This window comes from Acinetobacter sp. UBA1496, assembly GCF_002324975.1.
Taxonomy (GTDB): Bacteria; Pseudomonadota; Gammaproteobacteria; order Pseudomonadales; family Moraxellaceae; genus Acinetobacter; species Acinetobacter variabilis.
In genome coordinates, this window is the sequence record NZ_DCRI01000093.1 from 1 (window position 1) to 20,259 (window position 20,259).

The 20,259-nt window shown below is 43.7% G+C and carries 23 protein-coding genes; 8 read left to right on the plus strand and 15 right to left on the minus strand.

Annotated features, from left to right (window positions below; genetic code table 11):
- Positions 1–131 precede the first annotated feature (131 nt).
- The 4 genes from fusA to B3143_RS10450 form a co-directional block, all read right to left on the minus strand.
- Positions 132–2,267 (minus strand): elongation factor G, encoded by a 2,136-nt coding sequence (gene fusA / locus B3143_RS10435; RefSeq protein WP_175966832.1) that lies wholly within the window; start codon positions 2,265–2,267, stop codon positions 132–134.
- A gap of 130 nt (positions 2,268–2,397) precedes the next feature.
- On the minus strand, positions 2,398–2,868 hold the full coding sequence (gene rpsG, locus B3143_RS10440; protein WP_004783282.1) for a 30S ribosomal protein S7: 471 nt from the start codon (positions 2,866–2,868) through the stop codon (positions 2,398–2,400).
- A gap of 180 nt (positions 2,869–3,048) precedes the next feature.
- On the minus strand, positions 3,049–3,423 hold the full coding sequence (gene rpsL / locus B3143_RS10445; protein WP_004783283.1) for a 30S ribosomal protein S12: 375 nt from the start codon (positions 3,421–3,423) through the stop codon (positions 3,049–3,051).
- 155 nt (positions 3,424–3,578) lie between these two features.
- Positions 3,579–5,081, minus strand: coding sequence for an EcsC family protein (locus B3143_RS10450; RefSeq protein ID WP_208462133.1), 1,503 nt, complete (start codon positions 5,079–5,081; stop codon positions 3,579–3,581).
- 275 nt (positions 5,082–5,356) lie between these two features.
- Here B3143_RS10450 and B3143_RS10455 point away from each other — a divergent pair, with 275 nt between their 5' ends.
- On the plus strand, positions 5,357–6,586 hold the full coding sequence (locus B3143_RS10455) for a beta-ketoacyl synthase N-terminal-like domain-containing protein (protein WP_005234293.1): 1,230 nt from the start codon (positions 5,357–5,359) through the stop codon (positions 6,584–6,586).
- Positions 6,587–6,609: 23 nt separating this feature from the next.
- Positions 6,610–7,062: a CopD family protein gene (locus B3143_RS10460; RefSeq protein ID WP_208462132.1), complete on the plus strand. Its 453-nt coding sequence runs from the start codon at positions 6,610–6,612 to the stop codon at positions 7,060–7,062.
- A 56-nt stretch (positions 7,063–7,118) separates the two neighbouring features.
- Here B3143_RS10460 and B3143_RS10465 read toward each other — a convergent pair whose 3' ends face one another.
- From B3143_RS10465 to B3143_RS10480, 4 genes are all read right to left on the minus strand, one after another.
- Positions 7,119–8,558: an amino acid permease gene (locus B3143_RS10465; protein WP_208462131.1), complete on the minus strand. Its 1,440-nt coding sequence runs from the start codon at positions 8,556–8,558 to the stop codon at positions 7,119–7,121.
- 152 nt (positions 8,559–8,710) lie between these two features.
- Positions 8,711–9,073, minus strand: coding sequence for a RidA family protein (locus tag B3143_RS10470; RefSeq protein ID WP_208462130.1), 363 nt, complete (start codon positions 9,071–9,073; stop codon positions 8,711–8,713).
- 20 nt (positions 9,074–9,093) lie between these two features.
- Positions 9,094–10,224 (minus strand): alanine racemase, encoded by a 1,131-nt coding sequence (gene alr, locus B3143_RS10475; protein ID WP_208462129.1) that lies wholly within the window; start codon positions 10,222–10,224, stop codon positions 9,094–9,096.
- 35 nt (positions 10,225–10,259) lie between these two features.
- Positions 10,260–11,519 (minus strand): D-amino acid dehydrogenase, encoded by a 1,260-nt coding sequence (locus B3143_RS10480; protein ID WP_125278766.1) that lies wholly within the window; start codon positions 11,517–11,519, stop codon positions 10,260–10,262.
- 140 nt (positions 11,520–11,659) lie between these two features.
- Here B3143_RS10480 and B3143_RS10485 point away from each other — a divergent pair, with 140 nt between their 5' ends.
- Positions 11,660–12,127 carry an Lrp/AsnC ligand binding domain-containing protein gene (locus B3143_RS10485; protein ID WP_214001527.1) on the plus strand — a complete coding sequence of 156 codons (468 nt, stop codon included), beginning with the start codon at positions 11,660–11,662 and terminating at the stop codon, positions 12,125–12,127.
- A 125-nt stretch (positions 12,128–12,252) separates the two neighbouring features.
- Here B3143_RS10485 and lysM read toward each other — a convergent pair whose 3' ends face one another.
- From lysM to B3143_RS10515, 6 genes are all read right to left on the minus strand, one after another.
- Entirely contained in the window at positions 12,253–12,762 is a 510-nt protein-coding gene (gene lysM / locus B3143_RS10490) for a peptidoglycan-binding protein LysM (protein WP_208462127.1), read from the minus strand.
- 182 nt (positions 12,763–12,944) lie between these two features.
- Positions 12,945–13,181, minus strand: coding sequence for an acyl carrier protein (gene acpP / locus B3143_RS10495; RefSeq protein ID WP_004783299.1), 237 nt, complete (start codon positions 13,179–13,181; stop codon positions 12,945–12,947).
- Positions 13,182–13,267: 86 nt separating this feature from the next.
- A complete protein-coding gene (gene fabG, locus B3143_RS10500) occupies positions 13,268–14,002 on the minus strand; it encodes a 3-oxoacyl-ACP reductase FabG (protein WP_034701607.1) in 735 nt (244 codons plus the stop codon).
- Complete coding sequence (gene fabD / locus B3143_RS10505; RefSeq protein ID WP_175966821.1) at positions 13,999–14,985, minus strand: ACP S-malonyltransferase; 987 nt, start codon at positions 14,983–14,985, stop codon at positions 13,999–14,001. Before fabD ends, fabG begins: the two co-directional genes overlap by 4 nt.
- A 245-nt stretch (positions 14,986–15,230) precedes the next feature.
- Complete coding sequence (gene rpmF / locus B3143_RS10510; protein WP_004783304.1) at positions 15,231–15,413, minus strand: 50S ribosomal protein L32; 183 nt, start codon at positions 15,411–15,413, stop codon at positions 15,231–15,233.
- 77 nt (positions 15,414–15,490) lie between these two features.
- Complete coding sequence (locus tag B3143_RS10515; RefSeq protein ID WP_004783305.1) at positions 15,491–16,048, minus strand: YceD family protein; 558 nt, start codon at positions 16,046–16,048, stop codon at positions 15,491–15,493.
- Between the two features lie 99 nt (positions 16,049–16,147).
- Here B3143_RS10515 and B3143_RS10520 point away from each other — a divergent pair, with 99 nt between their 5' ends.
- From B3143_RS10520 to B3143_RS10530, 3 genes are all read left to right on the plus strand, one after another.
- Entirely contained in the window at positions 16,148–16,810 is a 663-nt protein-coding gene (locus B3143_RS10520) for an elongation factor P hydroxylase (RefSeq protein ID WP_214001528.1), read from the plus strand.
- A gap of 84 nt (positions 16,811–16,894) precedes the next feature.
- A complete protein-coding gene (locus B3143_RS10525; protein WP_214001529.1) occupies positions 16,895–17,512 on the plus strand; it encodes an L-threonylcarbamoyladenylate synthase in 618 nt (205 codons plus the stop codon).
- Positions 17,513–17,550: 38 nt separating this feature from the next.
- Positions 17,551–17,823, plus strand: a complete 273-nt coding sequence (locus tag B3143_RS10530; protein ID WP_214001530.1) for a hypothetical protein — start codon at positions 17,551–17,553, stop codon at positions 17,821–17,823.
- Between the two features lie 26 nt (positions 17,824–17,849).
- On the opposite strand, the gene B3143_RS10535 is transcribed toward B3143_RS10530, so the two are convergent.
- Entirely contained in the window at positions 17,850–18,413 is a 564-nt protein-coding gene (locus B3143_RS10535) for a hypothetical protein (protein WP_214001531.1), read from the minus strand.
- A gap of 449 nt (positions 18,414–18,862) precedes the next feature.
- On the opposite strand from B3143_RS10535, the gene B3143_RS10540 reads away from it, so the two are divergent.
- Both B3143_RS10540 and scpB read left to right on the plus strand, forming a co-directional pair.
- Positions 18,863–19,657, plus strand: a complete 795-nt coding sequence (locus B3143_RS10540) for a segregation and condensation protein A (protein ID WP_214001532.1) — start codon at positions 18,863–18,865, stop codon at positions 19,655–19,657.
- On the plus strand, positions 19,654–20,244 hold the full coding sequence (gene scpB, locus B3143_RS10545; protein ID WP_214001533.1) for an SMC-Scp complex subunit ScpB: 591 nt from the start codon (positions 19,654–19,656) through the stop codon (positions 20,242–20,244). The genes B3143_RS10540 and scpB overlap by 4 nt, the downstream gene beginning before the upstream one ends.
- Positions 20,245–20,259: the final 15 nt, after the last annotated feature.

Here is a 20,259-nt window from a genome sequence, read left to right on the forward strand (position 1 = left end):
ACGTGTGGCTTATTACGTTCGAACTTAGCCTTAGCCATGAGATCTTCCTTTTTGAACTGCTCATGCAGGATCACTGCATGAGCGCTTGGTTTTTAACTATGAATTAGTTTGGGCTTATAGTAATCGAAAGATTACTCGTCGTCACCTTTTTTACCGCCAGACTGGAACTTAGAAATGATGCCGTCAGCCACGTTACGTGGAGTTTCAGCATATTTAGCAAATTCCATAGAGTAAGTCGCACGACCTTGAGACATAGAACGCATATGAGTTGCGTAACCAAACATCTCAGCAAGTGGAACTTCAGCTTTAATTGCTTTAGTACCACCAGGTAAATCGTCCATACCCTGAACCATACCACGACGACGGTTTAAGTCACCCATGATATCGCCCATGTAGTCTTCTGGAGTTTCTACTTCAACTTTCATGATAGGTTCAAGAAGAACAGGATCTGCTTTCATGAAACCGTCACGGAAGGCATAAGAACCAGCCATCTTGAACGATAATTCGTCAGAGTCGACATCATGGTAAGAACCGTCGAACAATGTCGCTTTGATGCCAACTACTGGATAACCAGCAAGGACACCATTCTTCATACGTTCTTGGATACCTTTGTCAACTGCACCGAAGAATTCTTTAGGTACCACACCACCTACAACTTCTTCAGCGAATTCGTATTCTTTACCAGCTTCAGGATCAAGCGGTTCTAAACGTACGTATACGTGACCAAATTTACCTTTACCACCAGTTTGACGTACGAACTTACCTTCTTGCTCAACAGTCTTTTTGATTGTTTCGCGGTAAGCAACCATTGGTTTACCAATGTTCGCTTCAACGTTGAATTCACGTTTCATACGGTCAACGATGATGTCAAGGTGAAGCTCACCCATACCAGCAATAATTGTTTGACCAGATTCTTCGTCAGTACGAACGCGGAATGATGGGTCTTCCTTAGCCAAACGACCTAAAGCGATAGACATTTTTTCTTGGTCAGCTTTAGTTTTTGGTTCAACAGCCAATGCGATTACTGGCTCTGGGAATTCCATACGCTCTAAAGTGATGATGTTTTTCTCATCACATAGTGTATCACCAGTAGTTACGTCTTTAAGACCTACACACGCAGCGATGTCACCAGCACGGATTTCTTCAACGTCTTGACGATCGTTCGCGTGCATTTGCACGATACGGCCGATACGTTCACGTTTAGATTTAACCGGGTTATAAACAGAGTCACCTTGTTTAAGAACACCAGAGTAAACACGTACGAAAGTTAAGTTACCTACGAATTTATCGTTCATGATTTTGAACGCTAATGCAGAGAACGGTTCTTCGTCAGATGCTTCACGAGTCGCTTTAGTTTCAGCTTTGTCGTCAAGGATACCTTCGATCGCTTTAACTTCAGTCGGTGATGGCAAGAATTCAATTACTGCGTCCAACATACGTTGAACACCTTTGTTTTTGAACGCTGTACCACAAAGCATTGGTTGAATTTCACAAGCCAATGTTTGAATACGTAGACCAGCAACAATTTGTTCTTTAGTCAAATCGCCATTGTTCAGGTATTCATCCATTAACTCTTCAGAAGCTTCAGCAGCAGCTTCAACCATGTTTGTACGCCATTCTTCAGCAGTTTCTTGAAGATCAGCAGGGATTTCGCCGTACTCGAACTTCATACCTTGTGAAGCTTCGTCCCAAATGATCGCTTTCATTTCGATCAAGTCGATAACGCCTTGGAAGTTTTCTTCAGCGCCAACAGGGATTACTACAGGTACAGGGTGCGCACCAAGACGTGTTTTCATTTGTTCAACAACACGGAAGAAGTTTGCACCAGTACGGTCCATCTTGTTCACGAATGCTAAACGAGGCACTTGGTATTTGTTAGCTTGACGCCATACAGTTTCAGACTGAGGTTGTACACCACCTACAGCACAGTAAACCATACATGCACCATCAAGAACACGCATAGAACGCTCAACTTCGATTGTGAAGTCAACGTGTCCCGGGGTATCAATTACGTTGATACGGTGTTCTGGGAACTGCTTAGACATACCTGACCAGAATGTAGTGGTAGCAGCAGAAGTAATGGTAATACCACGTTCTTGCTCTTGCTCCATCCAGTCCATTGTTGCTGCACCATCATGTACTTCACCAATTTTGTGAGATACACCTGTGTAGAACAAGATACGTTCAGTAGTTGTGGTTTTACCCGCATCAATGTGAGCAGAGATACCAATGTTACGGTAACGAGAAATTGGGGTTTGACGAGCCATGATCTCTTGCATTCCTAAATTTTGTTGTTTAAAACAGGACGCTTTAAGTTGCTAGCAACTTAAAGCGCTTTGATGACAATTGGGTGAAACCCATATCATCACCGTCCTGATAAGGGCCTGTTTTATTTGCTTAGAAACGGTAGTGAGAGAATGCTTTGTTGGCTTCAGCCATACGGTGCACATCTTCACGTTTTTTAACCGCTGCGCCTTTACCTTCAGCTGCATCAAGCAACTCGCCAGCAAGACGTAAAGCCATAGTTTTTTCAGAACGCTTAGCAGCAGCATCTACTAACCAACGCATAGCCAAGGCAGTACGACGGGATGGGCGCACTTCCATAGGTACCTGGTATGTAGCACCACCAACACGGCGTGCTTTTACTTCGACCATAGGACGAACTTTTTCAAGAGTAGTCTCGAAAAATTCAACTGGGTCTACTTTAGATTTTTCTTGAACGCGGTCTAAAGCACCGTAAACGATACTTTCAGCAATAGATTTTTTACCATCTTGCATTACGTGGTTCATGAATTTAGCGATTGTTTGGCTGCTGAACTTAGGATCCGGAAGGATTTCACGAGCAGCGACTACGCGACGTCTTGGCATTTTAAAACTACCTATAAATATGACACTTCAGGTTAATCCAGCAGTAGCACAAAGTGTCGTGTGCATTCGCTGGCCTTACTACACGTCGCTTGAATTTTCACAAAATTAAATGCAGAAATCAGACAAGCGAGACGATAAAGGATTGCAGTTCTAGCGAAATAAGAACTTAATCTCAAAAGATTATTTCTTAGGACGTTTAGTACCGTATTTAGAACGAGCTTGGTTACGATCTTTAACACCAGCACAGTCTAAAGAACCACGAACGGTATGGTAACGTACACCTGGTAAGTCTTTAACACGACCACCACGGATAAGAACAACACTGTGCTCTTGTAGGTTATGGCCTTCACCACCGATGTAGCTAGAAACTTCGAAACCTGAAGTTAAGCGAACACGGCAAACTTTACGCATTGCTGAGTTAGGTTTTTTAGGTGTAGTTGTGTAAACACGTGTACAAACACCACGGCGCTGTGGACAAGCCTTCAACGCAGGAACTTTAGATTTTTCAACTAAAGTCGTACGACCCTTACGGATCAACTGATTTGTTGTTGCCATGTGGCAATTCTCCCGTTAATAAAAAGCCCCAAAAAAATACTACTTTTTGAGGGCATGCAATTGTATGTCAAGATGCAAAATCGGTCAATATGCCGGAGTCAGGCAAAATACGATCGCATCTCGACTTTAAGCGTTTATTTTATGGCGAAAATCACTTATTTTTTCGATTTCGTGGCAGCATTTTTTGCAACATCTTCCGTAGTTTCCTCAGCTTGCGTTTGTTTGTCTGCAGTCTCGGAGTTTTCAGGCTTGTTTGTATCCGTCTCTTCTTCAGCGGCTGCCTGTAACATTTCTGTGTCATTTTCCTGCAAGCCGAGCTCTTCTTCCAGTGCTGCATCTGCATCAAAAGAATCTTTTGGAATAGCCGGTTTTTGTTCTTGTTTAGCGTCAGCATGTTCAACCAGTTTATCGGTCAATTCATCCAGACCTTCGCTGACCTTTTCATCTTTTTTCACTTCAGCTTCTTCCGGGCTCAAGCTTTCCTGATCTTTCTTGACCAGTTTGACCTGCTTGATGGTTTGATTGCCTTCAATTGGGATTTCTTTATCCAGAATTGGCTTATCTTTATCCGCTGCCGAATGGTCAAGATTTTCCATCAGCTTCGGTGCCGCCTGCTGGAGCAGATCAACGGCTTTTTCATAGGCAGCATATGGTGACAAGCCTAGGTCTTGATGTTGTTGCAGATACTGACGGGCATGCGAGAATACTTCTTGAGCTTTCTGGTTCACGTCATTCACAAAGCGATGACTATAGACTGCGCCAATCCCTGCACTCGCCAATGGAGTCAGTTTGGTTAACTGCTCTAATAAAGACAGTTTCGGGAAATGGTTCATCCATTCCCACTTCATGCTGCCATCCTGATTGCTGAGCCATTTTTTCAGTGTTTCCACATCATTGCTTGACCCGAGTATGGTCTGTAGCTGGGAAAGGTCATGTGTCTTTAAGGTACTGCTCAGCGCTTTAAGGCCCATTAACAGTGCCTGTTTTTCTGCAATCAGACTGAGATCAATCTGTCTAAAGATATGCTGTACGATTTCCTGATCGTTTTCCTTGCTCAGATCAAAACCATAAGAACGCCCTACTTGATAGATGGTACGCAGTGCCATCAGTAAAGAAGCTGGAATATCAATCGCGGTTCCCAATACGCCAGTGACGCCACTTACAGCACCTTGTACTGTCGCCATCCATTTATTTTGTTCGGCAAACGCCTGAGAAATGCGTTGTGAACGCGTAGTATCCTGAGTCAGTTCTTCTAGATCCTTCGCCCCTGCTTCATTCAGGATGGCATCAACCGAACTCATCTGGTTGCTGAACTGATTCAGGTGATTATAAAAGTAGTCAGATACTTTGTCGGCCAGCTGGGGAGAAACAAAATGCGCTACATTATTCACGGTATTAAAACGACGGCCCAGCAGCTGACGGGAAACATTTGGAAGATGTTCGCGTAGCATGTCTTTAGGATTTTCATATTTTTTTGAAGCAAAAGGGCTTTTGACTTTTGCCGAGCCATCAACAGCATGATCGGTATTGAAGGTTTTAGTCACAGAATCTGGTGCAACATGATTTAACAGTTCCAAACCTGTTGAACTGAACTTTTTCGCCACTCCAAAGGCATTCGAAATCAGACCATTAGATTGTTTATTATTAGCATTTACCATTTTTTACCTCAGCATGCACGTGCTTGTATTTGGTATAAATACTAGGTGTAGTCAGCATTTATCTCAACCTTATTCTGTTTCATTTAGTAAAAGCTCTACACAGTACTTTATAAACTCAACCTACTGTCACACGGCATAACATTTGCCATAAGATTTCAAAATTCTTTCTGCTATGATGTTCTGCATTGTGAAATAGGGGTCAGCGCTATATTTTGCTGTCTTATCAACGTCAAATATCTCCCTCTGCCCCAGAGATAAACTATAAGGATCTGTAGATGAAACGTGTTGTCATCACTGGTATGGGTATTAACTCGTGCATTGGTAATACATTAGAGGATGTGAATCACTCTTTACAAAATGGGATTTCAGGAACACGTTTTAATCCGACTTATGCTGAACTGAATTTCAAGAGCCATGTGAGCGCTGCTGCTGAACAGGATTTTGATGGCATTGACCGTAAGCTGAAACGCTTCATGGGCGTGTGTGCAATGTATGCCTACAATGCTGCTGTGGCTGCTGTTGAACATGCTGGCTTAAAACAGGAAGATCTGGCGAATAATCCACGTTATGGTATTGCGGGTGGTTCAGGTGGCAACTCGACAGCTTCTGTAGTAGAAATGACAAAATTGCTGGAAGAAAAAGGTGCGCGTAAAGTTGGCCCATTCTTCGTCCCACGTAACATGTCAAACACCATTACTGCAAACGTCGGTGTCGCATTTAAATTACAAGGGATTGCTCACTCGATTACTAGCGCTTGTGCAACTTCTGCCGATGCAATTGGTTATGCTTACAACCTGATCCAACTGGGTAAACAGGATCTAATGCTTGCCGGTGGTGGTGAAGAAGATCACTGGTCTCAAAGCCTGCTGTTTGATGCGATGGGTGCGTTGTGTTCTAAATACAACGACACACCTGAAACAGCTTCTCGTCCATATTCAGCAGACCGTGACGGTTTCGTGATTGCTGGCGGTGGCGGTTTCGTGGTGCTTGAGTCACTGGAACATGCTCAGGCACGTGGCGCGAATATTCTGGCTGAGGTTGTAGCTTATGCAGCCAACTCTGATGGTGCTGACATGGTTGCTCCATCTGGCGAAGGTGCAACACGTTGTATCCTGATGGCTCTAGAAGAAGCCAAACAGCATGGCGTAGATAAAATTGACTACGTGAACACACATGGTACTTCTACTCCAGCGGGTGATGTTACTGAACTTAAAGCCATGGCGCGTGCCTTCGGTGAAGGTCAGGTTCCTCCACTCAGCTCGACTAAATCTATGACAGGTCATAGCCTGGGTGCTGCAGGTGTACAGGAAGCGATCTACTCTATCCTGATGATGCAAAATGACTTTATTGCACCAAACATCAACGTGACTGAACTGGATGAAGGTGCAAAACCATTTGATATCGTACTTGAAAAACGTGACGCAAAATTGAATACTGTGATGAGTAACAGTTTCGGTTTCGGCGGCGTAAATGCTTGTCTCGTTTTCAAAAAATGGGAAGGCTAAGCCGCCCATTTTAGGGTGACTTGATGGATGCTCCTTCTGATGCTTTCTTGTGGGTAAAAGCATTACATATTATTGCTGTGGTTTGCTGGTTCGCTGCTTTGTTCTATCTGCCACGGCTTTATGTCTACCATGCCATGAGTGAAGATGTCGTAAGTCATCAACGCTTTGAAATTATGGAACGCAAGCTGTATCGCGGAATCATGTGGCCAGCCATGGTCGCCACGCTGATCACAGCACACTTTCTGGTCGATTGGGGTGATGCAACGCGTCATTACCATGAAGCCGTATGGTTCTACCTGAAAGTAGGGCTGGTCGGCTTGCTGGTCATTTACCATTTGGTATGTGGTTATTACCGCAAGAAACTGATAGAAAATGCTCATTACAAGTCACACAAGTTCTGGCGCTTCTTTAATGAAATGCCAACGCTGATTTTATTTGCTGTGGTGATTTTAGTGGTGGTAAAACCTACTTTCTAAAATTCCCTAAAATTAAAAAATCCCCGATTGATCGGGGATTTTTTATGTCTGCACTTTTATTCTCCGGAGAGAAGTTGCTGACGTTTACGAAGACGTGGTTTATACAAAGTATGATAGGTGGCGAACAGAATCACCAACCACAGCGGACTAATCATCAGTGCCTTCATGGTATCTGCTTCCAGACTTAAAATAACTAAGGCAAAGAACAAGAAGATCAGCACCAGATAGGACATCCAGATTCCGCCCGGCATTTTGAAGGTCGAAGTGGCATGTTTTTCAGGTTGCTGTTTACGGTAACGGATATAACACACCATAATCAGCCCCCAGATACTGATAAACAGAATCACACAGAGTGAGCTGGCCAGCGTAAAGGCTTCCATCGTGTTCGGCACAAAATACTGGAAAGCTGCACCCGCCATAATAAAGGCACAGGAAAATAACAGACCTTTAGCCGGAACTGCACGACTTGAAAGCTCAGCCAAAGCCTGGGGTGCCTGACCATCACGTGCCAGACCAAACAGCATCCGGCTGGTAGAGAACACGCCACTGTTCATGGAAGACATTACAGAAGACAGCACCACCAGATTCATGATAATGGCTGATACGGGAATACCCGCATGCAGGAAAAGGGTCACGAAAGGGCTTTGATCAGCAGGAATTTCTACCCACGGTGTTACAGACATAATCACCAGCAGAGACAATACATAGAACAGGATGATTCGCGTAGGAATCGCATTCACTGCTTTAGGTAAGTTCTTTTCCGGATCCTTGGTTTCAGCCGCCATCGTACCCAGCAGTTCCACACCTACGAAAGCAAACATCGCAATCTGGAAGCCGGCCAGAAAGCCCATCGTGCCCTTAGGGAACATACCGTCATATGCCCAGACATTGGTCAGGCTGGCAGCCGATCCACTTGGTGCCTGGAAGTCGCTGAAGATCATATATCCGCCAATCACAATCAGGCCCAGAATCGCCAGAATTTTAATCAGGGCGAACCAGAACTCGATTTCACCAAACAGCTTCACGGTCAGTAGGTTAATTCCCAGTACCAGCAATACACAGCCCGCACTGATCATGGCCTGTCCCATGGGTGTAAAAGCCATATCGGGTGGCAGCCAGAAATTCAGATAATTGATAATTGCCGCTAAGTCGGCAATACCGACCAGAATCCAGCCCAGCCAGTACGACCAGCCAATATAATAGCCAGCCCCCGGACCAATCAGGTCATGCGCCATATCAATGAAGGATTTATAGTGCAAATTGGATAACAGGATTTCCCCTAATGCACGCATCAGGAAAAAGAACATGGCTCCAATAATCATGTAGATAAACAAGATTGAAGGCCCTGCCAGTGCAATCGTTTTACCAGAACCCATAAACAGGCCTGTACCAATGGCACCACCAATGGCAATTAACTGCAAATGGCGGTTAGAGAGCTTACGTTGTAATTCTTGGGGAGATGATGATGCATCATCTTTAGAAGAGGCTGTATTCATATTCGGTTCCTTTTTCACATCAAGCCTTCGCTTATCTGATCGGATTTCTTCCTGAAATCCTGATTGCAGATGCAGTTTCATTTAATGGATTAAATGATCAGGCATGATATGCTTACAAAATCAAGTTGGGAGATATAAAAATCTGAAGCAACTTAAGGGAGTGCTGCAATCACTGCAATTTCAATTAACCAGGCGGGATTTACCAGGTCCGCCTGAATGGTTGCGCGTGCTGGTGTGCCACATCCCTCGAGCCATTCAATCCAGAGAGCATTGACGGTTTGAAAGTCTTCCAGGTTTTTTACAAAGAGCTGTGCAGATAACAGACGGCTTTTGTCTGTACCTGCCAGTTGAAGGAGTTGATCAATCTTCATGAGCACTTCACGCGTTTGACCACGAATATCCAGACTGGTGCTGTCCGGCACCTGCCCTGATAAATACACGGTTTGATTGTGAATGGTGACAGCACTCATCACCTGATTGCTGTTCAAACGCTGAATATCTATATGTTCCGTCATAATTTTATCCTCTCTTATTTCTAATATTTGTTTAATCTTAAACTTTCAATCTGCACGGGCACACGTTGGGTGATGGCACACATCAGCTCATAGCCAACCGTACCTGAACCCGCGGCCACTTCATCAATCGGTAATACTGTGCCGTGAATGGATTGTCCCCACAGCACAACTTCGCTACCAATCTGTGCATCCGGTACAGAATCCAGATCAACTGCCAGCATATCCATACTGACGCGACCGATCGTTTGGGTTCGAATCCCATCTACCAAAACTGGTGTTCCAGTTTGTGTGATTCGCTGATAACCATCCGCATAACCACAGGCCACAATTCCAATCTGCATATCTTGCTCAACTATAAAAGTAGAGCCATAACCAATGCTGTCTCCTGCCCGAACCTGCTGAATCGCGATCAGTTCGCTACGCAGACTCATGGTCGGTTTTAAGTTCCAGTGATCAATCGTATGGGTAGGATAGTCAGGTGAACTGCCGTAAAGCATGATGCCGCTACGTACAATGTCTGACTGTATATGCTGATGATGGCGCAGAATGGCAGCACTATTACTGAGTGAGGTTTTGCCCGGCAGATTTTGAATGGTTTCGATAAAGACCAGTTGTTGATGTTCAATACCTTCCTGTCCAAGTCGCATGCCATCCGCATCGGAAAAATGTGTCATATGACTGATAGAGCGTACTTGCTGAATATTTTTTAATTCCTGAAAAGCGGAAGAATACTGCTCAGGTAAAAAACCGAGCCGGTTCATTCCGCTATTCATTTTTAAAAAGACATCAAACTGTACGTCTGGCTGTAATTGGACAAAGGTTTTTAACCATTCCAGTTGATGCTGGGCATGAATTGCAAAACCCATCTCATACTTGGCGCAGTCGAACAAATCTTCAAGGCCAAAAATGCCTTCCAGCAACAGTAAGGGCTTGTCACAGCCTAAGGCACGCAAACGCTTTCCTTCAATAAGATCCAGAAAGGCAAAACCATCGGCACTTTTTAATGCGAGATAAACCCGCTCAATACCGTGCCCATAAGCATCAGCTTTGACGACTGCAAAGACCTGGCTTTGAGGTGCACAGGAACGTGCAACTTGCAGGTTATGTTGCAATCCCTGTTGATGAATCACCGCGTGTATTGGACGTGGCATAAATTTCTTCCCTGAAACTGATAATCCTTAAAAGCTTAAGCAACCTGCTGATAACGATTCAGTGATAAACCTTCAGTACTAATCTCAGGTGCTTGACCCAGTACCAGATCACTGATCAGCTTTCCTGAACCACAGGCCATAGTCCAGCCTAAGGTACCGTGCCCAGTATTCAGGAACAGATTGTTAAAGCGTGTCGGTCCAATAATTGGTGTGCTATCCGGAGTCATTGGACGTAAGCCGGTCCAGAAACTGGCCTGCGCCATATCGCCGCCCGGAAACAGGTCACGAGTGACCATTTCCAAGGTTGCACGGCGATCTTCGTTCAGGCCCAAATTAAAGCCTGTCAACTCTGCCATACCACCGACACGGATCCGCTGATCAAAACGAGTCAATGCAATCTTGTAAGTTTCATCCAGCACAGTCGATTGTGGTGCATGAGTCTGATCCACAATTGGAATGGTCAATGAATAACCTTTGACTGGATACACCGGCAGATCCAGATGTAGCGGCTTCAGGAAATCACGGGAATAGCTGCCAAAAGCCAGCACATATTTATCTGCGGTCAATACCTGACCATTAACCAGTACACCTTTGATCTGGTCACCTTCAAACAGCAGTTTTTCAACCTGCTGGTTAAACTTGAATTGTACGCCCATGCCTTTGGCATAATTAGCCAGCGCATTGGTGAACAGGTAGCAATCACCAGTTTCATCATTTGGCAGATGCAAACCACCTACCAGTTTATCTTTAGCTTCAGCCAGTGCCGGTTCAACTTTGGCTAGCTGTTCACGATCCAGCAATTCAAAATCCACGCCGGTTTCTTTCAGCACTTCGATATCACGTTGTACTGCATCGAGCTGTGCTTCCTTACGGAAAATCTGCAAGGTTCCTTTAGAACGGTTTTCATAAGAGATGCCGATATCACGACGTAGATTACGTAAACAGTCACGGCTATATTCAGCGACCCGCACCATACGTTCTTTATTCACTGCATAATGCTGAGCATTACAGTTTTTCAGCATCTGAGCCATCCACTGTAACTGCCACAGACTACCATCGACATTAATCGCCAATGGTGCATGATGCTGAAACATCCACTTCACTGCTTTAAATGGAATGCCAGGTGCTGCCCAAGGTGTCGAATAACCAGGAGAAATCTGGCCTGCATTACCAAAACTGGTTTCTTCAGCTGGACCTGCCTGACGGTCAAGGACAGTCACTTCTGCTCCCTGCTGCGCAAGATAGTAGGCACTTGTTACACCAATGACACCACCACCTAATACAATTACGCGCATGACATTACCCTCAATGACGTTTATAGTTTATTTCACCAGTATATTTTTGGATCAATAGTGAATTTCACTGTTTTAAACTGATATATTCAGCAAATTCACTAGATTTTTCGCGTCATTTTTAAAAATTAAGGGAATAATAGATGCGTAAATTAGACCGCATTGATCGCATGATTTTAGATATCCTGCAGCGCGATGGACGCATTGCCATTAGTGAACTTGCCTCCCGAGTCAACCTCTCCACCACACCTTGTTCCGAGCGGGTCAAGCGACTGGAACGCGATGGAATCATCATGGGTTACCATGCCCGGCTCAATCCGGAAAAGCTGGAAAAGAACCTGTTAGTGTTTCTAGAAATCAAACTTTCTGCCAAATCCGGTGATGTATTTGAACAGGTCGCGCGTGACTTAAGCGAAATTCCTGAAGTGCTGGAATGTCATCTGATCTCGGGAGATTTTGATTATCTGGTGAAAGCACGCCTAAAGGAAATGAGTGCTTACCGGCGTCTGCTTGGGGATTTATTAAAAAAGCTCCCCTCTTCTGCTTCCTCACATAGTTATGTGGTTATGGAAGAAGTAAAGGAAAGTTCATATCTGGATGTAAGAATCTAATTCTGACAAGGGTTCAAGTGGTAGATACAACAAAACCCCATAAGGGGCTTTGTTGTGAACCGTTTATCTGAATTAGATAAGTTTAAAATAAAATTTTATTAACTTATATTGATGATTATCTAAAACTAGGCAGGAATACGTAGTACCTGACCCGGAAAAATATCATCCGCATTTTTCAGTAAAGGGCGATTTGCCTCGAAAATCTTGTTGTACTGGTTGGCATCACCATAAATTTCTTTCGAAATTTTAGATAAGGTATCACCCGATTTAACCGTATAGAACTTACTTTCAGGTTCCGGATTCGCTACAGTCAGCTGGTCATCCACTTTAGCGACATGATCAACATTTCCTACCGCTAAAATAATCTTTTCACGATCCGCCTGACTTTGTACCTGTCCGCGTACGGTTGCCAGATCTGAAGTTGAGTTATAGCTGATCGACAATCCTGTAATTGGCAGTCCTAGGCTTTTAACATGGCCTAATAATTTGTTCGCTATTTCCTGTGCAGAAGGTTCAGCCGATGCTGCTTTAGGTGCAGCGGCAGGTACCTGTTGAGTTGCTGCCGGTGTTTGTTGTGGCTCCGCAGCTGCAGTGTTCTTTTTACCAATGCCTTTTACAAAATCAAAAAGACCCATAGTGGACTCCATTCTTGTTATTCATCAGATCATTCTTATTTGTACAAGGAAAGCAGCAGATACAAAGTTAGTCATTGGTAAGCAAAAGGTTATCGATTGTAAAATCACCCTATATCTATTCTACAGGCACAAAAAAACCACCTTGCGGTGGTCTTTAGGTTCAGCAAAGCTGAAAATCAGCATTAACCAAGTTTTTTAGTAACATAGTCAATAGCAGATTGAACAGTTGTGATTTCGTTAGAATCTTCATCAGGAATAGTGATGTCGAAGTCATTTTCGAAAGACATAACAAGTTCAACTAGATCTAGAGAGTCAGCACCTAAGTCATCCATGAAAGATGCTTCGTTTTTAATCTCTTCGACTTTGATACCAAGTTGTTCTGCAACCGCTTGTTTAACGCGTTGTTCGATATCGCTCACAGGAATTCTCCTCATTGCTTGTGGCGTTTTTAATGCCGTTAGTTTAATTGAATCTATAAAATTTGGAAAGTTAATACATGTGCCGTTTAGCTCATGTATAAACCACCATTAACGTGAATGACTGTACCTGTAATGTAACTGGCTTTGTCCGATGCCAGGAAACTTACGGCATTCGCGATATCTTGTGGATCACCTAAACGGTTTAAAGCCACTTGATCACTCATTTTTTTGCGAATTTCTTCACTTAACTGTTCAGTCATTTCAGTTGCGATAAAGCCAGGTGCAACAGCATTGACTGTAATCTGACGACTACCCATTTCTTTAGCCAGACTGCGACCAAACGCCTCAATACCTGCTTTGGCAGCTGAATAGTTCGCCTGACCTGGGTTAGCAAAATGCGCCACCACAGAACTGATATTAATGATACGGCCAAAACGTGCCTTAGTCATACCTTTCAGCACACGTTTAGATAAACGATAAACGGCTTTCAGATGGATGTTTAAAATATCATCCCAGTCGTCTTCCGACATACGCAATAACAGGTTGTCTTTGGTAATACCGGCATTATTCACCAGTACCAGCACAGGACCATAGTTTTGTTCAATATCGCTGACCAGTGCATCAATTGCAGTACCATCACGTACATCTAGAACTTTACCGGCACCATTTTCAGCAAATTGTGCATTAAGTTTCTCTGCACCCGCTTCAGAAGTCGCAGTACCTACGACAAAATAACCGTCTTGAATTAATTGTTGTGCAATTGCAGCACCAATGCCGCGGCTTGCACCTGTCACCAAGGCAACTTTACGTTCCTGTGTCATGCAATTTTCCCTTCTGCCACCAATACGGTGTTCAACGCATCTTCCAGACGAGATTGAGTATCTAATGGAAGTGCTTTTTCGATATTCGGTAAACGTTTTGCCATATTGGCCAGTACATTACCTGGGCCACATTCTACAATGTACTCAACGCCTTCATCTTGAAGGAATTGTAGTGTTTTAGTCCATTGTACTGACTCATACAGCTGCTCAGTCAAAGCCTGACGAAGTTCAGTCACGTCCGCAGCTGCTTTTGCGCCTACATTTTGTAATACAGGTATGCGTGGCATCTCAATGGCAGTTTGTTCCAAAGCTGTTGCGAACTGCTCAGCGGCAGGTTTCATCAGTGAACAATGTGAAGGAACTGAAACTGGTAGTGCAATCGCTTTACCGCCATTTTCTTTGGCCAGTGCCATCACGGCTTCTACACGTTCTTTATTACCAGCAACTACGACTTGCCCCTGAGCATTATAGTTGGCTGCTTCAACTGAACCTTCGCCTGCTGCTGTTGCTTGTGCACAAAGCTCGATCACTTTGGCATCATCCAGACCCAGAATCGCCGCCATTGCACCTACGCCTTGAGGTACAGCAGTTTGCATCAACTTACCACGCAGGTTCACCAGCTTGACTGCATCACCCAGACTTAAAGCACCCGCTGCAACTAACGCGCTGTATTCACCGAGTGAATGGCCCGCCATATATTTTGGTGCTACTCCACCCAGCTCTAACCATACACGCCATAAAGCGATGGATGCTGTTAATAGTACCGGTTGAGTAAATTCGGTTTGATCCAGACCTTCACCCGTCTGTGCAATCTGCCACAGATCAAAACCCACCGCTTCAGATGCTTCAGCAAATGTATCGCGGATACCACTAAACTGTTCTGCAAGTTCAGCGAGCATGCCGACTTTTTGTGAACCCTGACCTGGGAACACAAATGCAGTTTTAGTTGCTTGAGCTGCTTGTTCGAGTTGTTTAGCAGACATAAATAAAATCCTTTCATTCAAGAGGTGCGAATCTTTTCTTAGACCTAAAATTGGCCGATCAGATCACCTTACCCATTGTGGAGCGCAATTTAACACGTAATTTTGGCTTGGGTAATTGCCAAATACAACAAAAACCGCGACTTCACATGATGACCGCAAAACCAAGAGATAAAATCAGGCATAAAAAAAGGGAGCTTAACGCTCCCATTTTTTCTACTAAGCTTTAATGCTTAATACATCATCAATTATTCAGCAGATGCTTTAGCGAATAATTGACGACCACGGTAGATACCATCTTTAGATACGTGGTGACGACGATGAGTTTCACCAGTAGTTTGGTCTACAGTTAATGCATTCTCAGTTAAAGCGTCATGTGAACGGCGCATGTCACGGCGAGAGCGACTTTTACGGTTTTGCTGAACGGCCATGATGGCTCCTTACAAATATCGAAAAAATGGATCAGAACAAATTCGATTGTCTTATACGCATGAGTATAACACAAAAATTAGTTAAGTTTACCCTTCAAAGCTGCCAAAACTTCAAACGGATTATCCCGTTTTTCTTCAACAACTTCTTCTGCGGCAGGTTGATGCTTATGCTCACAAACGTCATGCTTAGGAGACAGCGGCATCAACAATAACAATTCATCTTCTATCAGTGCGAGTAAGTCAGCGGTGGCAGGTGCATCATATGAACCCTTCGTCGTTGCTTCACTTTCACCTAAGACGATGAAATCAGCATCCTCATCCAAGCGCTCTATCAGTGACTCATCATCCACAAGAGCTAGATGAAAATCTGAAACGAGTTCGATTTCAACGGTCTCCAGACAACGCTGGCATTCCATTGGAACTTTCGTTTCAACATGACCATCCAACCATGCAATGCGATGATAGGCATCCATTGATAGCTTACAGTCTATGTTAATCAATTGATCATCAATTGATCCAACAGCTTCACGAGCAATACGAACAAAGCGGGATAAAGGCAGTTGACCTGACCATTTAAAGCCCTGTTCAGCCCATTTAAACGGCTCAATCTGTGCCGGAAAGGTATTTGCTGACATAATTAAGGCGGCAATTCTACAAATTCATCAGAACTCTGTCAAAGATTAAGATACAATTTTGTACTTATTTTTAGACAGACCAATTGGGTAATTTCAGTCATGCATCTGTTGCAGCCGCAAACAGAAGTGAATGTTTCATCACTCGTTAGCACACTTTCAACCTCCGATTCTGACAGCTCACTACAGCAAGTGCAACGCTTACCGTGGGCGAATTTATCCTCAGAAGCGGAACAGGTTGATTGGCTCATCTTACACTTTAATCACTGGTTTTCCCACCTAAATGTCACTTTAGTCCGTGGTGATTTTGAACCGGAGTATTTCCCGGCTACAGAAGATAACCCTGCCCGGATCCAGTTTGCGCATGGTTTCTTTAATAGTGCCCTGCATGAAATTAGCCACTGGACCATTGCCGGAGACAAGCGCCGTCAGCTGCCAGATCTGGGCTATTGGTATGCGCCAGATGGCCGCACCAAGGAACAGCAGGCATTATTTGAGCAGGTCGAAATCAAGCCACAAGCAATTGAATTGATGTTCTCCAAAGCATTTGGCCGTAAGTTCCGTGTGTCTCTGGACAATTTAACCGGCGATGGTGGCGATGGCTCCAGCTTTAAAGATAATGTCTATGCCCAGGTGCAACGCTATTTTAGTGGTGAAGCCAAACTGCCACGTGATGCCAAACGCTTCATTGATTGTATCTGTGTCTGCACCCGTGCGGGCAAAAGTTTACAATCTGATGAATTTCAACGTGAAATGCTTGATTAAATTACACAAATCTACCTGTTTGTCATTGTTACTTTATACAAAGGCATTTCATAATAAGTTTAAGGCAGGTTGGGAGGAATATTTATGCTGCATTTACGTGTACATCCGGATAATCCGCAAGCTCGTCTGATCAGTCAGGCGGTAGAACGTATTCGTGCCGGTGATGTTGTGGTTTATCCGACCGATGCAGCCTATGCGATTGGCTGCCAGATTGGGAATAAACATGCGATGGAGCGAATCGCGCAGATTCGTGGCTTAGGACCTAAGCACCAATATGCTATTATCTGCTGTGACTTATCCGATCTTGCGACTTATGCCAAAGTCGACAATGCCATCTATCGTTTGCTGAAAAATAATACACCTGCTGTGACCACTTTTATTCTTCCGGCAACCAGCGAAGTGCCTAAACGTTTAATGCATCCGAAGAAAAAAACCATTGGTTTGCGTATCCCCACCAATCCTGTATGTCAGATGCTGCTTCAAGAACTGGGCGAACCGCTGCTAACTTCCACACTCATCTTGCCAGATCAGACGGATCCTTTAGATGATCCTTATGACATTGAGATGCAACTCGGTAAGCGTATTGATGTGTTTATCGACAGTGGATTGGGCACATTAAGTACGACTTCTATTGTGGATTTATCAGGAGATCAGCCTGAGGTGATCCGTCGTGGTGTCGGTGATGTAAGTGCCTTTGAATAAATAAAGCTACTTCTAATTAAGTCTCACAAGAAAATAAAATGGATCTGTTTTATATCCTCCTGAATCTGAATGAATTTCCTGCCGATCATCTAATCTATGCCGAATTGCCTTGGACACTGGAATCCAAGGCAATATCTATCAATAAAAATTCCAAGCCAGAATTAAACCTGAATATCAACAATATTGAATACGCATACTTTCTTGATGTTGCGATGGCAAGAAAGCTTCTACAAGTTTATTCAACGAACAATGTTTGTCTGGCAAATACCTGTCAGCGTGTCATCGAATATGTATTGCGAGAGCAGAATTAAAATAACCTGATCACGCATGCCAGGATTTAATAGCTCGCCGCACGCTCCTGAGTAGATGCACTAACTGCTGGTGTAACTGAAGGAACTTGATTATTCAAACTTGACTTTGGGGGTAACGGATCACCTTCTTTATAATGTTTTAACTGCAAGAAGTTTGGACATTCCGACAGTTTTTGCTGATGAGTTGCTAGTTCAGCACCAAACCTGTTTTTGACTGAAACATGAAAAGTGATTTGATCCTCTTCAAGCACATTCAATAACGCAGTCCTGGCTTTGGATTCCATAGTCCTAAAAGAATCAATGGAATTACAGCTCATGGTTTTGACCATCGCAGTAACACCGTCGGGTAAATCTTTGCCCGTATAAAGCGTATTACGCATATAGAAACGAATATGAGGATACTGGTCCAGTACGCTAAAATCCAATTTCATGGCCTGCATCACTGGCTTGGCCTGCTCAACAAAGCTGGAAAAGCCGCCAGACTTCAGATTGGTACGCATTTCATTTTCAAGCTGCATAAGCTGATATTGCGGATAGCCCCAGAATACCCCTAAGCCGATGACGCCGATTAACACAAGTATGATTGGCATTTTTATAATTAACCTGATCTATGATTATTATTTATCAATATTTTTTTGGCTATATTAGTTTATTTTTTAGGCGATAGATAACTGTTTTTTCTTATTTTTATCACATATTCCCTGATGAGCTTTAACTCAGTCATTATTTAATAGGTGCTGAGAATCTTTTAAAAATTCTCTATATGAAGTTACAGTTTCTTAAGCCACCCAGGCTATATTGCATTTAATTTTAGCTAATATGCTGTTTAATATCAGACTTATGCGTTTTACCCAATTAAAAAAATAAAATTTCCCCTTAAATAAATATGGTTTTTTTGCTTTTGAATGCATATCTATTTTATTTAACGACAATTTTCCAGTACAATGCCAAATACTAAATTATGTGCTTTTTCTCCTGACAAGAGCTCGGGGAGTAAGCCATTTCATGCCTTTGAAAATTCGCGTGGCTTATAATTGTAATGACTCAAATGCCCCATAACGCTATGGAATCTGCTCCAAACATCCGGGTTCTGGATGAATGGCAAAATACGATTCCAGAGGATCTGTATATTCCTCCAGCAGCGTTTGAAATTCTGTTAGAACATTTTGAAGGCCCCCTCGACTTTTTAATCTACCTGATCCAGAAAAATGGTTTTGACCTGTTACAGGTTGATATCGCGCCGATTGCCTCCCAATATCTGTCCTATATGGATGCGATGAAATCCCTGAATATTGAGCTAACCGCGGATTATATGGTGATGGCTGCTTTACTGGCCGATCTCAAATCCCGTTTATTGCTGCCTAAACCGAAAAGCGTGGCTGCGGTTGAACAGGATCCAAAACAGGATCTGATTGAGCGTCTGGAAAATTATTTACGGATTAAGCAGGCTGCAGAACGTCTGGGTCAGATGTCGATTCTGGAACGCGATACCTTTCAGGCCAATGTTCACCTAGGCGAGTTTATCCAGCCCAATGAAGGTCATAGTGCTGATCTGCTGCGCGATGCCTTGCTTTGTGTCTTTAACCGCCCTGAACCGGTCATTCATCAAGTACAACAGGAACCGGTATTACTGGAAGAGCGGATTGCCTATATTGAAAGCTGTCTGGAATCCGGTGAAGTCTTGTCTTTTGATAACTTACTCAAGCCAAGTCAGGGACGCATGGGTGTAGTCGTGACCTTTATGGCCGTACTAGAACTTACCCGCCAGCAAAAAATTCAAATTATTGCCTCAGGCATTGAGGCACCGCTCGCAATTCAAGGAGCACATGCATGAACACAGAACACAATACCTCCTTGTCTGCGGAAGATAATCTACATGAAATTCTGATGCAGCTGGAAGCCATTATTTTTGCCAGTGATTCCCCTGTTTCCTTAGCTCGACTGAAAGAAGCATTTCAAGATCGCTATAGTAAGCAGGAGTTGCGCCAGTATTTACAGCAGCTTTCCATGCTAATGCATGGCCGTTCTATTGAACTGGTTGAAACTGTGCAAGGTTACCGTTTTCAAGTGCGTGTAAAATATCGTAATATTATTGCACAGACCTGGCCTGAGCGACCGACACGCCTGTCACCTTCATTACTGGAGATGCTTGCGGTGATTGCTTATCATCAGCCAGTGACCCGAGCTGATATTGAACAAATTCGTGGTGTCACGAATAACAGTCAGATTTTGCGTACACTGTTTGACTGGAACTGGATTAAAGAATCTGGCTTTCGTGAACTCCCTGGAAGACCTGCGTTGTTAGTGACAACGCCACAATTTTTAAATGCGTTTGGCTTAAATTCTTTAGGCCAATTGCCTCCCCTGCAGGATGCCAAGGAAGCTTTTATGGCGCTCGATGCGAATGCACCGAAGTCATAAATAGGTGAACTGTTG

Coding starts and splice junctions, on each gene's coding strand:
- B3143_RS10470 (WP_208462130.1), bottom strand. CDS start 9,073: ATGACGGAACATATAGATATTCAGCGTTTGAACAGCAATCAGGTGATG.
- B3143_RS10515 (WP_004783305.1), bottom strand. CDS start 16,048: ATGTCAGCAAATACCTTTCCGGCACAGATTGAGCCGTTTAAATGGGCT.
- fabG (WP_034701607.1), bottom strand. CDS start 14,002: ATGACACAGGAACGTAAAGTTGCCTTGGTGACAGGTGCAAGCCGCGGC.
- B3143_RS10480 (WP_125278766.1), bottom strand. CDS start 11,519: ATGCGCGTAATTGTATTAGGTGGTGGTGTCATTGGTGTAACAAGTGCC.
- B3143_RS10530 (WP_214001530.1), top strand. CDS start 17,551: ATGGATCTGTTTTATATCCTCCTGAATCTGAATGAATTTCCTGCCGAT.
- rpsG (WP_004783282.1), bottom strand. CDS start 2,868: ATGCCAAGACGTCGCGTAGTCGCTGCTCGTGAAATCCTTCCGGATCCT.
- B3143_RS10485 (WP_214001527.1), top strand. CDS start 11,660: ATGCGTAAATTAGACCGCATTGATCGCATGATTTTAGATATCCTGCAG.
- fusA (WP_175966832.1), bottom strand. CDS start 2,267: ATGGCTCGTCAAACCCCAATTTCTCGTTACCGTAACATTGGTATCTCT.
- rpmF (WP_004783304.1), bottom strand. CDS start 15,413: ATGGCCGTTCAGCAAAACCGTAAAAGTCGCTCTCGCCGTGACATGCGC.
- scpB (WP_214001533.1), top strand. CDS start 19,654: ATGAACACAGAACACAATACCTCCTTGTCTGCGGAAGATAATCTACAT.
- alr (WP_208462129.1), bottom strand. CDS start 10,224: ATGCCACGTCCAATACACGCGGTGATTCATCAACAGGGATTGCAACAT.
- B3143_RS10535 (WP_214001531.1), bottom strand. CDS start 18,413: ATGCCAATCATACTTGTGTTAATCGGCGTCATCGGCTTAGGGGTATTC.
- B3143_RS10450 (WP_208462133.1), bottom strand. CDS start 5,081: ATGGTAAATGCTAATAATAAACAATCTAATGGTCTGATTTCGAATGCC.
- rpsL (WP_004783283.1), bottom strand. CDS start 3,423: ATGGCAACAACAAATCAGTTGATCCGTAAGGGTCGTACGACTTTAGTT.
- B3143_RS10520 (WP_214001528.1), top strand. CDS start 16,148: ATGCATCTGTTGCAGCCGCAAACAGAAGTGAATGTTTCATCACTCGTT.
- fabD (WP_175966821.1), bottom strand. CDS start 14,985: ATGTCTGCTAAACAACTCGAACAAGCAGCTCAAGCAACTAAAACTGCA.
- B3143_RS10465 (WP_208462131.1), bottom strand. CDS start 8,558: ATGAATACAGCCTCTTCTAAAGATGATGCATCATCATCTCCCCAAGAA.
- B3143_RS10455 (WP_005234293.1), top strand. CDS start 5,357: ATGAAACGTGTTGTCATCACTGGTATGGGTATTAACTCGTGCATTGGT.
- lysM (WP_208462127.1), bottom strand. CDS start 12,762: ATGGGTCTTTTTGATTTTGTAAAAGGCATTGGTAAAAAGAACACTGCA.
- B3143_RS10525 (WP_214001529.1), top strand. CDS start 16,895: ATGCTGCATTTACGTGTACATCCGGATAATCCGCAAGCTCGTCTGATC.
- B3143_RS10540 (WP_214001532.1), top strand. CDS start 18,863: ATGACTCAAATGCCCCATAACGCTATGGAATCTGCTCCAAACATCCGG.
- B3143_RS10460 (WP_208462132.1), top strand. CDS start 6,610: ATGGATGCTCCTTCTGATGCTTTCTTGTGGGTAAAAGCATTACATATT.